A 10,890-nucleotide genomic window follows, 5' to 3' on the forward strand; every position below is an offset into this window, starting at 1 on the left:
TTTTATTTAAAAAACCTTTTCCTTTCGATTTTTCTGCTGAATAACAATATTATTAAAAATATTAATATTGCTACTATGCTTAATATTTCTAAACTCTTATTAGACGATGTCAAATCCTTTTTAACTGTATTTTCTTCTTTGCTCTCTCCCTTATTAAATGCACTTTCATATTCTTCTGCATTAATAAATCTAACTTGAGTTACATCTTTATTATTAAAATAAATTCCTTTCGAATTGCTTTTTACTTCATTAGTAAATTTCATATAAGAGCTTAATTTATCATTTGTAGTAAGAACAATTTCTTTACTAAGAATTCTATCTACATTGTTTTTAAATTCCTCAAAGGAAGAGTCACTCTCTACACACAATGCGCTTTTCTCTGATATATTAGCTTTATTATTCTTAATATAGTCATCCAAACTGATTTTTTGAATAATATTATTATAAGATTTATTATTATAACTATTTAAATTAAAATTAGTATTATCATCAGAATTAAAAAACAAAGTATCTGTACAGTTTAGGACGTTTTTTAAATCTTCATTATAAAGTAATGACTCATCAATACTCATACCTACTGGATATACCCAATAATTAGTGTAATTATCAAAAGCCGCTTTAATCTTATTATTAATTAGCTGCTCATTTATTGTTTCACCATTTGCACCTTTATTGTTTATTATTGGAAACCTCAATATTACTTTTCCTCCACTTGCTTGTGCATATCTTAAGCATTCTGCAAATCTTCCCATTGCTTTTAAATCTTCGTTTATAAATACTGGTGATGCTTCTATAAAAAACTTAATTCCATTGTTTTTCAAATAATCCACTTCATCTATTAAATTATTTAGATCATTAAAAGGTGTAACATCATCAAGATAAAAATAAATTTCACTTTTTGCTTGTGAGCTCTCATTATTAGTTTCCAAAGCATTGATTCTGGTACCTTCAATCAAAAAATTTATAGTAATAAAACAAATGAAAATTATTATGGTCTTACATATAAAGCCTTTATTCTTGTATATCATATTCTAATTCCTTTTCAGCCAATTTAATAAATTCCAAAGGATCATTTATTGAATTGTCAAAAGTATAGCTTCCTATTTGAATATCTACTCTCACATTTTTATAAAAAGATTCTTTTGAAAAATCAAATTTACTAACATTTTCTTTAAATCTTTCCTTTACAACCTTAGCTCCATCTATGTCAGTAATTGTTAAGAATCCAAATGTTCTATAATCTATTAAATATTTTATATCTTCTTCCCTTAAAGACTTTTCAAAAACTTCACTTGCTTGAATTAATAAAGCTTTATACTCTTCTTTTCCTAAAATGCTTTTAAGTTTTTCTGCAAATTTAATCCTTACAACAAATAAAGTTACAGGTACCTTATGCCTTATACTCATTTTCATATAAATTGGCAATTCAATTAAAAGAGCTCTCTGATTTCTTATATTTGTATCTTCATCAATCATGACTAATTTAGAATTTTCATTGAGTAAACTTTCATTTTCTTTCTGCAATATAACAATATTTCTAGATACTAATGACACCAAAACTGCTGTAATTGGAAGTAAAATAATCCAATAATATGTACTAATATCAACACTTACATTGTTACTAAAATAAAAATATAATTTATAACTCATATAACCAAAATCGGTTACTAATGTAACCACTAATGCTAATGTAATATTGCTATAGTAACTTATCAGTGCTATCATCATAACAAATTCAATCATCAGGTAATTTTCAAAAGAATCATCAAGACCTAACGCCTTAATACTTAAACATAAAGCAAAAAAATATGCTATAAGCAATGTCATTAGTATATCAATCTTTTTCCTCGTATTCGTTTGTTCCACTCTTTTCTCTCCCTTCTATTAATTAAGTGCTTTTTTCTTTAGTTGTCTATTTTGTAATTTTGTACTTACAAGATATATTAAAATTAAATCAAAACTCATATTATACATAAATACGTGCTTAGCTAAATCTGCATCTCCTGCCCCTACCACTGATATGACTATTTGAGATAGGCCAACTAAAAATATATAAAAATAAGCTTCTTCTTTAAAAATAATGTTATAATCCTTATTTTTATATCCCTTTATATATCTGCGTATAGTTCCATATATATAGATTATTAGTGCAATAAGTGAAAATAATATATTTGAACTAAACATTTTCTGCTTTACAGTACTATACAAAGCAAAAAAATAAGATTTTGCGCCAAATTCTCTATTTGCACTTTTTTCATAATTACCCATAGCATTAGGTCTTATTGAATATGCATTATCAAAAGATATTTTTAATACTTTAAAAAATGCTCTTGGATGGGTAGCATAATAAGATATTATTTTAGTTGTAGTAAATTTTTTATAATAATCTTCTATGAGCTTATTATCATATAGATTTACTAGTGTTACATTATCATAAAAGGTTGTGTCTTTTAATAATGAATACTGTTCATTTAAATTAAAATACCTCATAACTTCATCTGGATTATCTTCATATAACAAAATTCCTCTATTCATAGAATGATATAAATTTATATATTCAAAATCTCCACTTACTGTCCTGTAAAATAATATTGAACTTATAACAAATCCAATTGCTAAAGCTGCAGCCAGCCCCTTAAATATTTTTTCTTTTCTTTTTAATCCCATTCTTAATAGTATAATTGCAATTAAAATTCCAACTGGTGCAAGCTGCTGCTTAGCTCCAAAGAATATGAAAGAAGAAATTGCAAATAATAGGATATTTAGTTTATTGAATTTATTAAACTCTATCATATTTAATAAGATCCCTATGCTTAATAAAAAGAAACTTATGTTTACTGCTTCTCCATAAAAGGAATTATAATAAGCTAAATATCCTGTATCGCAAAATATTGAAATCGTTATTAAAGTAATTATCATCTTATATTTCTCATCAGCAATTCCATTTATTAATACTTTTACAATTAAATAAATGCCTACAGCTTCTGCAAGTAAAAATATCCATGACATAAACCTTATATCAAAAATATAATTTTTATTAAATATTTGATTGATATAAATCCCAGCTTTAATAAATATACCTTGAGTTGATGTATAAATTTTTTCATTATCGTTATTATATCTGTATATACCATAATTTTTATAGAAATAACCATTATATAAATCTTTATCATTAGGATTTAATTCATATACTCCATTAGAACTTATTACTCTATAAAAGTCTCCATTATCTGCCATACCAATAATCGGATTACAAAATAAAGTAATAGATCCTATAATAATAACTAATACAAATGCTGCTAAAGGATAATTTACATTTTTCATATTTTTTTTCTTTAAAACATACTGCATTTTTCTCTTATCATCCCTTTTTCATGTGCTAAAACATATCAAATAAATTAGTAATGCACTTCTCATCTTTTAATTTTCACTTTATCTTAGATATTTAGTATTAATTTCTATTAAATACTTCTAATATATTATTCCTCTTCTTTTACAAAAAAATTTAACTTATATATTTTTAATATTATTCTATCCTATCCCTTCTATATTACAATATATTTTTTCATAAAAATTAGCTTTTTATTTAAATTTTTCACAAAAGCTACTTTTTCTAAGTATATTTATTTCATTTTTTAACATATTTTTGACAAAAAGCTCTATAAATTTGCATTCAATAGAGCTTCCATACCTATCTTTTATTAATGATATAACATTTTAGACATTATTCGAGTGATAATAATAATACTATTATTTACCTCTTAAGCTAGATAATAATCATAGCTACAATTGTCGTTACTACTAAACCTATAATAACTGGTTTAAGATTCTTCTTTGCAAGTTCAAATGCATCTACACCGCAAATAGCTGATACTGGTATTATTGCCCAAGGTATTATAGTTCCTCCGCCTACCCATATTCCAGCTATCTGTCCTAGAGCTGTTAATGTTGCTACTCCGCCTCCTAATGCAGTAGAAAAGATTTTAGAAATGGAGCCTACAAGAGATATTCCAGAAAAGCCTGATCCATCAAGACCTGTTATTGCACCAACTATTGTTACTGTACCAGCTGAAATTGTAGAATTTATTGGTACAGTATTTGAAAGCGCAACTCCTAAATCATTAACTATCCCATTTGAATTCTCCGGAAGTATCTTTCCAAAAATATCAATAAAAGCTGAATCTCCTAAATAAAAAAAAGCCGCTATAGGTATAACAATTCCAAATATCTTGAAACCAAATTGAAGTCCTTTAACGAAATTATCTGTAATTTTTTCTAAAGAATTTTTCTTATATGTTATTATTGAAATTAAACTCAATATAAAGATAGCAGTACCTCCAATAAGAGCTGTAGCATCTCCTCCCTGTAATTTATAAAAATACATTATAACAATGTCCACTGCAAAAAGTATTAAAATCATCAAAGCTAAAAGTCTCTTAATTTTCTTTGAAGAAATATACTGTACATCTGATGGTCCATCACCTATTTCCTCGAATTTGTACTCACTAGATAGCTTGCCTGATTTTATATCTTTTCTAAGAAGATAAAATGCTACAGATGTTGTTACCACTCCCATTGTGATTACAAGAGGAACACTAGCAGATAACACATCTGAAACTGGTATACCTGCTGCATCTGCAGTAAGTTTTGGTGCTGCTTGAATGATATAATCACTAGATAAAGCTATTCCATGTCCAAATAAATTCATTGAAATAGCCACTCCCATAGCAGGTAGTCCTGCTTTTTTAGCTATTGGTAAAAATAATGCTCCAATTAGTGCCACTGCTGGTGATGGCCAGAAAAACCACGATAAAATCATCATGACTATCCCAATAACCCAATATGCAATCCAATAATTTTTTATGACTTTCTTAAACGGAGATACCATCTCATCATTTATTCCAGAGTCCATCAAAGTGTTACTCATAGCAGTTATTATAGATATTATAAAAATTGTAGGCATAAGCTCTTTTGTAGCATAAACAAAACTATTAAATACTCCCATTACAGATTTATATATTGATTCAGTTCCTGCTAATCCCAAAGTAAAGATCCCCAATATACACAATAAAGATATATCCTTCTTCTTAATCATAGCCAATATAATTAGGATAATAAAGGCAAGGTAAATATAGTGCAATGATGTTAGTGTTAAATTAATCATATATTTCTCCTGCTAAAAAATTATTCTATTGTAATTTATGTGAGAAACATATACTTGGTTCCTTTATATTCATCAATTATCAACAAATATTTTCTATCAATCACACATTTACTATTAGTATTCTCACATAATTTTTATAACTTCTGTGATTTATTACGACAAAATACGTTTATATTTTTATAAAGTCAATATCACTTCCATTAGTTATACATTTTTAGGTATAAAAAGAATATTTTAAAGAATTTAATCCCATATATGAATATTTATTTTTAATGTATAATTTTGTCTCTTTAGAGAGAAAAGTATTTATCTAATTTTAATATTATAGGAATATATAGTTGTAGTAACTAAACAACTACTTAATAATATTAAAGTAAAGGAAGGATAAAAAATGTCAAAAGTTTTATTTTTAAACATATTAGGGCATGGACATATCAACCCTACTATAGGTATAGTTAAAGAATTAATAAATAGAGGTGATGAGGTTACTTATCTTGCTGGCGAAGAATTTAGAGATAAAATTGAAAAAACTGGTGCCAAATTTAAAGGTCATAAGAATTTATTAAATGCAAATTTTCTTGGAGGAAACTCAAATTTTGAAAACAATCAGGGATTATTAGATGGAATGAGCACTCTTAAAGAGATAATTGAAATCATATTTAATTCAAAAGAAAAATTTGACTATATTATTTATGATTCATCATTTATGCTAGGTCAAGAAATAGGAAGAGTATTAAAAATCCCAACAATTTGTTCCAATACCACATTTGCAGTAAATGAAAAAATATTAGAATTGCAAGCTGATAAGTTTAAATCTCAACTAGAAGAAATAAAACCAAAGATAGCAACAATTTTAAGCAGTTCATTTTTCATGGGATTCATAAAAGAATTAAAAGAAAAATATGATATAAACTTTCCTGTTATGCTTGAACAATTCGCTGGAAAAGGAATGATGAATATCGTATATACATCTAAATTTTTCCAACCATACGGTGAAAGTTTTGATGAAAGTTATAAATTTATTGGACCATCAATAGCTGATAGAGAAGAAAATATACATATTGATTTAGATAACGAAGATAAGAAAATCATTTACATATCTCTAGGTACCGTATTTAATGACTTAGTTGAATTTTATGAGGACTGTTTTAAAGCTTTTAAAGATGTAGATGCCAAAGTCATCATGTCTGTAGGTAAAAAAATTAATATTAACATGTTCAAAGAAATACCATCAAATTTTATTGTGCGTAATTACGTTTCTCAACTTGAGGTACTAAGACATACAGACGTATTTATCACTCATGGTGGAATGAATAGTGCAAGTGAAGGCTTATATTATGATGTTCCATTAATACTTATTCCTCAATCTGTCGATCAACCTTATATAGCTAATAGAGTAGTAGAGTTAGGTTCAGGAATTACCATTGATAAAAATAAAATTACTCCTGAAATATTAAAAGAATCTGTGGTTAAAGTTCTTTCAGATGATAATTTCAAAATAAACAGTAGAAAAGTCGGAAAATCCTTAAGAGAAGCTGGTGGATATAAGAAAGGTGTTGCTGAAATAATAGATTTTACAAGTTCTATTTCGCAATTAGTATAGTACATTTATTTATAAGTTTTGAGCCAATGCTTATTAATTAGCATTGGCTTATTTACATCATATTATTATAGATACTTACTCATATACAAATACTGCTTCTATTTCTGCAGTTATTTTATTCTCTCCTATTTCTATAGGCGTAGCTTCGCTTGCAGCTTTAAAGGTCATTGCTTGAAATGGAGCTATCTCTCCCCCTCTAAACTGTTCTTTTATTTGTATTGGAGTAATATTTAATTTTGCATTAAGTTTATCTGCCATAATAACAGCTTTATTCTGGGCATCCACAATAGCTTTAGTCAATGCTTGATAATAATACTTTCTATTATCTAAAACTCTAAAAGTCACACCACTTACAGCATTAGCACCATTTTTTACAGCAGTATCAATTATTTCCCCCACTGAAGCAATATCTGTAATTATAATTTTCAAATTATTACTTACTTCATAATCTCTAAAAACCTGTTTTCCATTAATATAATCGTAATTAGGCCTGATATTATAGCTGGATGTTTGTATATTCTTCTGCTCTACACGAGCATCTATTAAACTCTTTATAACCCGAGTAGTTATCCTTGCATTTTCCATTTGAGCTGCTTCTAATTGCACATTTTCTGTTGTCACACCAACTATCACTTCTGCTATATCTGGTCTTACACTTATGTTTCCTTCTCCAAAAACTTTAAATCTATTCATAATTTCAGGATTATTATTATCATCCAAATTATAATTATAGTAATCTTTTAACTCATACATAGTTTGATCCCTTCAAAAAATTAACTATTGTATAATATGATCTTTTTCTTTCAATTGCCTCTTCAACTAATTAATACATCTTTATTTTTTAGTAGCAACCATTGCTGCAGCTGCTTCACTTATAGCTGCAATTTTATAATCTTTATTCCATCTATTTACGCCAATAAAATCAAATATATTTCCTTGAAGGTGGCGGCATAATCTTTCCATTTGCTCTAAAGCACTAATCATTCCGTTACCACTTCCACCAGGAGAAGCAATTAATAGAACTGATTTTCCAGCCATAGCACCATCTTCTCTTTTCATAGCTTCACAACGACGGAAGCGATCAAAAAAGGTCTTCATTACTTCTGTCATTTCTCCCCAGTAAACAGGTGTATCTAATATTACAGCATCAGCATCACTAATTTTCTTCTGTATTTCTGTAAATCCATCATTTCCAAAAGCACAAGTATGACCTTCACGACATATTCCCCAGCCATCACCGCACATAGCACAACGTGCAAGCTTATAGTCATTTAATTTTATAACTTCACAGTCTGCACCTGCCTTTTTAACACCTGCTGCTGCTGCATTCACGCACGAATCACATAACCCTTCATTTTTTGGTGTACCAGATAAAATAATAACTTTCATTTCAATCTCTCCCTATCTAATATTTCCTTTAATATATAACTTTACTTTAATTTTTAGTATAGCATTTTATATTCTCCTTTTAAAGTACATATATCCACTTGTAGTTATATTATACAGTTAGAAAATCCCTTACATTGATGTATAATAGTTTTATCTAATTTAAGGCACAATCAAGTAAATAACAAGTCCATGTGCCTAATATATTATTTTACAAAATGTGCTGATGGTTATAAGCAAGCACATTGCAAGGAGTGAAAATTAGTATGAAAAGATCTAAAAAATTACTTATTTTTTTAATAGGAATATTATTAGCTGCTACTGCTGTATTCGCAATTTATAAGCATTTTAATGAAAATTCATTGAACAAGGTACCAAAAGCACCAAATTCAATAACTGACGATAATTCTAGTTCATCTTATTACACTGATTTATACGGAACTTGGACTGTAACAAGGCATGTTCCTTCTACTATTAAAACAACTTTAAGTGACTCTATTATATCTCTTTGCATTGGTCAGAAATTTACAATTGAAGAAAATAAAATAAGTTCTCTATTTCTCACCATTTCTGATCCAGTAATTAAAGAAGGCAGTATAACCGCTTCTGATTTTTCAAATAAGTATAAAGATACTTTTAAAAATCTAGGGATAGCCGGCAATGAATTAAAATACGTTAATATATCTGAGAAAGATAAGAGTAATCATTCAGCAACTATTTTTATTTCAAGTGACGGAAAAACATATGCTTTATTAAGCGGGGCACTTTTCGAGTTACAACGATCTTAGGCGCAATCAAATAAATATATAAAATATTAAAGGCTATAAATATATGAGTTTAATTAAATATCTCAAATACTTATAGCCTTAAAGTAATCTTAATTTTGATTTTCCCACGAACGCACATATTCCTCTAATATTTTATGAAGCGCTTCTCCAATTTTTGAATATGCCGAGTCATTAAGATTTGCTAGAGAAATCCTAATTGACCATTCAGGTCCTTTAAATCCTCCACCACTTAAAAGCACTATAGAAGATTCTTCTGCTAATCTATATAAAATGTCTACTGGTTTATAATTTTTTTGAAGATACTCACCAAATTCTTTTCCATAATAGCAGGTAGCCCATTCTAACAAATCAAATTCTGTGTAATAAGCAGCATCATAAGGATCTTCCCTTAAGCCTAAATCCAAACCCTTAAATAAGAGTTTTTGTCTTCTCCTGCAAATATCTTTTGTTTGATTCTTATATCTATTTTCTTTATCAAGAAGAGCAAAAGCACAAAAGAAAACCATTTGAATCTGCTGAGGTGTTGATAATCCAGCTGTATGATTTAATGCAACCTGTCTGCTATCTGCTACAATCCTATCTATAAACTTTATATCTTCTACCTTAGTAGATAGTGCTCCATAGCGCTGTTTCAACTCAATTTTCTTATCTTCTGGCACTTTCATTAATAGTTCATCAAAAATATTTTCTTCGTAAAGTGCAATAGTTCCAAGACGCCAGCCAGTTACTCCAAAATATTTTGAGAATGAATAAACGCCTATTGTATTATAAGGTAAATCTGCCATTAATGAACGAAATCCATTAACAAAGGTACTATACACATCATCTGAAATAATCATTAAATCTTGATTATATTCTTTTACTATATGTACTAACTGCTTGACACTTTCTGGCTTAATTGCAACTGAAGGCGGATTACTTGGATTAACCACAAATAAAGCTTTTATTTTAGGATCCTTAAGCTTATTTAATTCTTCCTCAGGATATTGCCAAGTATGTGTTCCATCCTTTGTAAGTTCACTAGCATTAATATGTATAACCTCAAAATTATACCGAGGAAGATGCGGTATTTCAAGATAAGGGGTAAAAACAGGAACCATCAGTGCTATCTTATCACCATGCTGTAGCAATTCATTAGCTATTAAGCTGTCAAATATATAACACATTGCTGCTGTAGCTCCCTCTACAGCAAAAATATTAAACCTTCCTGTAGGTGGCTTATTATAACAAAGTTCCTGTACAAGATACTCATGTACAATTTTTTCAGCATGAATTAACATCCTATCTGGTACTGGATAATCGTCCCCGATAATTCCATCAGCTAGTTCAAATACCCATTCATCAGCATTAAATCCTTGCTCTTTAATTCCATAATCGATTATATTTTTTAAGAGAGTTGTTCCAGGCATGTCTTTATGCTTTTCTAAAAAATCATAAAATCTTTCAGCTATTCCTCTTTTATCCGGCATTCCTGCCAAATCACCATCATTGCACACTTTCCTGCTTTCTTCAACTGCAAAGATACCAAAAACAAAAAACGCCTCTCGAGGTGTTGCTGCTATCCAATTAGGATTTCCCCTACCTGCATTTAATAATGTACTAGCACTTTTTTTCCTCTGTCCTTCAGCGAGGTCTATTAACCTGTTTTTAAACTCAAATGGGCTGATTTTTCCATATACTTTTTCTATTTCTTGTCGTTGAACATTTTTTATATCCATAATAAAACTCCTTAACAATATATAAATTATATTTAGTATTAGTTTTAAATATATGTTAATAATTTATTCCTACTTAAATTATAAAATTCATTTTATAAAAGCTTTAGGCACATGAAAGAAAATAACAGGCCAAAGATGCGGCGCATATTTTGCGTCAGGCAAGGAAGTAAATTCTACTCATAGCGGGTCTATTAGTAAAATTTGCTGACGCAGTATGACACAAAATAGGCA

At 28.5% G+C, this 10,890-nt stretch carries 9 protein-coding genes; 2 read left to right on the top strand and 7 right to left on the bottom strand.

Going from position 1 to position 10,890, the window contains the following annotated elements; all coding sequences use genetic code 11:
• Positions 1–2 precede the first annotated feature (2 nt).
• From CLOBL_RS19945 to CLOBL_RS19960, 4 genes are all read right to left on the bottom strand, one after another.
• Positions 3–1,028, bottom strand: a complete 1,026-nt coding sequence (locus CLOBL_RS19945; protein ID WP_077860629.1) for a DUF2334 domain-containing protein — start codon at positions 1,026–1,028, stop codon at positions 3–5.
• Positions 1,012–1,866 (bottom strand): diguanylate cyclase, encoded by an 855-nt coding sequence (locus CLOBL_RS19950; RefSeq protein ID WP_009171288.1) that lies wholly within the window; start codon positions 1,864–1,866, stop codon positions 1,012–1,014. Before CLOBL_RS19950 ends, CLOBL_RS19945 begins: the two co-directional genes overlap by 17 nt.
• A gap of 18 nt (positions 1,867–1,884) precedes the next feature.
• Positions 1,885–3,351: a hypothetical protein gene (locus CLOBL_RS19955; RefSeq protein ID WP_077860630.1), complete on the bottom strand. Its 1,467-nt coding sequence runs from the start codon at positions 3,349–3,351 to the stop codon at positions 1,885–1,887.
• 415 nt (positions 3,352–3,766) lie between these two features.
• Positions 3,767–5,164 carry a hypothetical protein gene (locus CLOBL_RS19960; RefSeq protein ID WP_207652370.1) on the bottom strand — a complete coding sequence of 466 codons (1,398 nt, stop codon included), beginning with the start codon at positions 5,162–5,164 and terminating at the stop codon, positions 3,767–3,769.
• 391 nt (positions 5,165–5,555) lie between these two features.
• On the opposite strand from CLOBL_RS19960, the gene CLOBL_RS19965 reads away from it, so the two are divergent.
• Entirely contained in the window at positions 5,556–6,767 is a 1,212-nt protein-coding gene (locus tag CLOBL_RS19965; protein WP_077860631.1) for a macrolide family glycosyltransferase, read from the top strand.
• Between the two features lie 75 nt (positions 6,768–6,842).
• Here the strand turns inward: CLOBL_RS19965 and CLOBL_RS19970 are convergent, their stop codons facing one another.
• Positions 6,843–7,520, bottom strand: coding sequence for an SIMPL domain-containing protein (locus CLOBL_RS19970; protein WP_077860632.1), 678 nt, complete (start codon positions 7,518–7,520; stop codon positions 6,843–6,845).
• An 81-nt stretch (positions 7,521–7,601) separates the two neighbouring features.
• The gene (locus CLOBL_RS19975; RefSeq protein WP_077860633.1) at positions 7,602–8,156 is read right to left on the bottom strand and encodes a flavodoxin family protein; all 555 of its coding nucleotides are present in this window, start codon (positions 8,154–8,156) and stop codon (positions 7,602–7,604) included.
• Positions 8,157–8,419: 263 nt separating this feature from the next.
• On the opposite strand from CLOBL_RS19975, the gene CLOBL_RS19980 reads away from it, so the two are divergent.
• The gene (locus CLOBL_RS19980; RefSeq protein WP_077860634.1) at positions 8,420–8,941 is read left to right on the top strand and encodes a hypothetical protein; all 522 of its coding nucleotides are present in this window, start codon (positions 8,420–8,422) and stop codon (positions 8,939–8,941) included.
• An 89-nt stretch (positions 8,942–9,030) separates the two neighbouring features.
• On the opposite strand, the gene aspD is transcribed toward CLOBL_RS19980, so the two are convergent.
• Positions 9,031–10,659 (bottom strand): aspartate 4-decarboxylase, encoded by a 1,629-nt coding sequence (gene aspD / locus CLOBL_RS19985; RefSeq protein ID WP_077860635.1) that lies wholly within the window; start codon positions 10,657–10,659, stop codon positions 9,031–9,033.
• Positions 10,660–10,890: the final 231 nt, after the last annotated feature.

Origin of the sequence: Clostridium sp. BL-8 (assembly GCF_002006495.1) — a bacterium.
GTDB lineage: Bacteria > Bacillota > Clostridia > Clostridiales > Clostridiaceae > Clostridium.

Bases quoted from the DNA above. Each gene is read 5' to 3' on its own strand.
- CLOBL_RS19975 (WP_077860633.1), bottom strand. From the start codon at position 8,156: ATGAAAGTTATTATTTTATCTGGTACACCAAAAAATGAAGGGTTATGT.
- CLOBL_RS19970 (WP_077860632.1), bottom strand. From the start codon at position 7,520: ATGTATGAGTTAAAAGATTACTATAATTATAATTTGGATGATAATAAT.
- aspD (WP_077860635.1), bottom strand. From the start codon at position 10,659: ATGGATATAAAAAATGTTCAACGACAAGAAATAGAAAAAGTATATGGA.
- CLOBL_RS19945 (WP_077860629.1), bottom strand. From the start codon at position 1,028: ATGATATACAAGAATAAAGGCTTTATATGTAAGACCATAATAATTTTC.
- CLOBL_RS19965 (WP_077860631.1), top strand. From the start codon at position 5,556: ATGTCAAAAGTTTTATTTTTAAACATATTAGGGCATGGACATATCAAC.
- CLOBL_RS19960 (WP_207652370.1), bottom strand. From the start codon at position 5,164: ATGATTAATTTAACACTAACATCATTGCACTATATTTACCTTGCCTTT.
- CLOBL_RS19955 (WP_077860630.1), bottom strand. From the start codon at position 3,351: ATGCAGTATGTTTTAAAGAAAAAAAATATGAAAAATGTAAATTATCCT.
- CLOBL_RS19980 (WP_077860634.1), top strand. From the start codon at position 8,420: ATGAAAAGATCTAAAAAATTACTTATTTTTTTAATAGGAATATTATTA.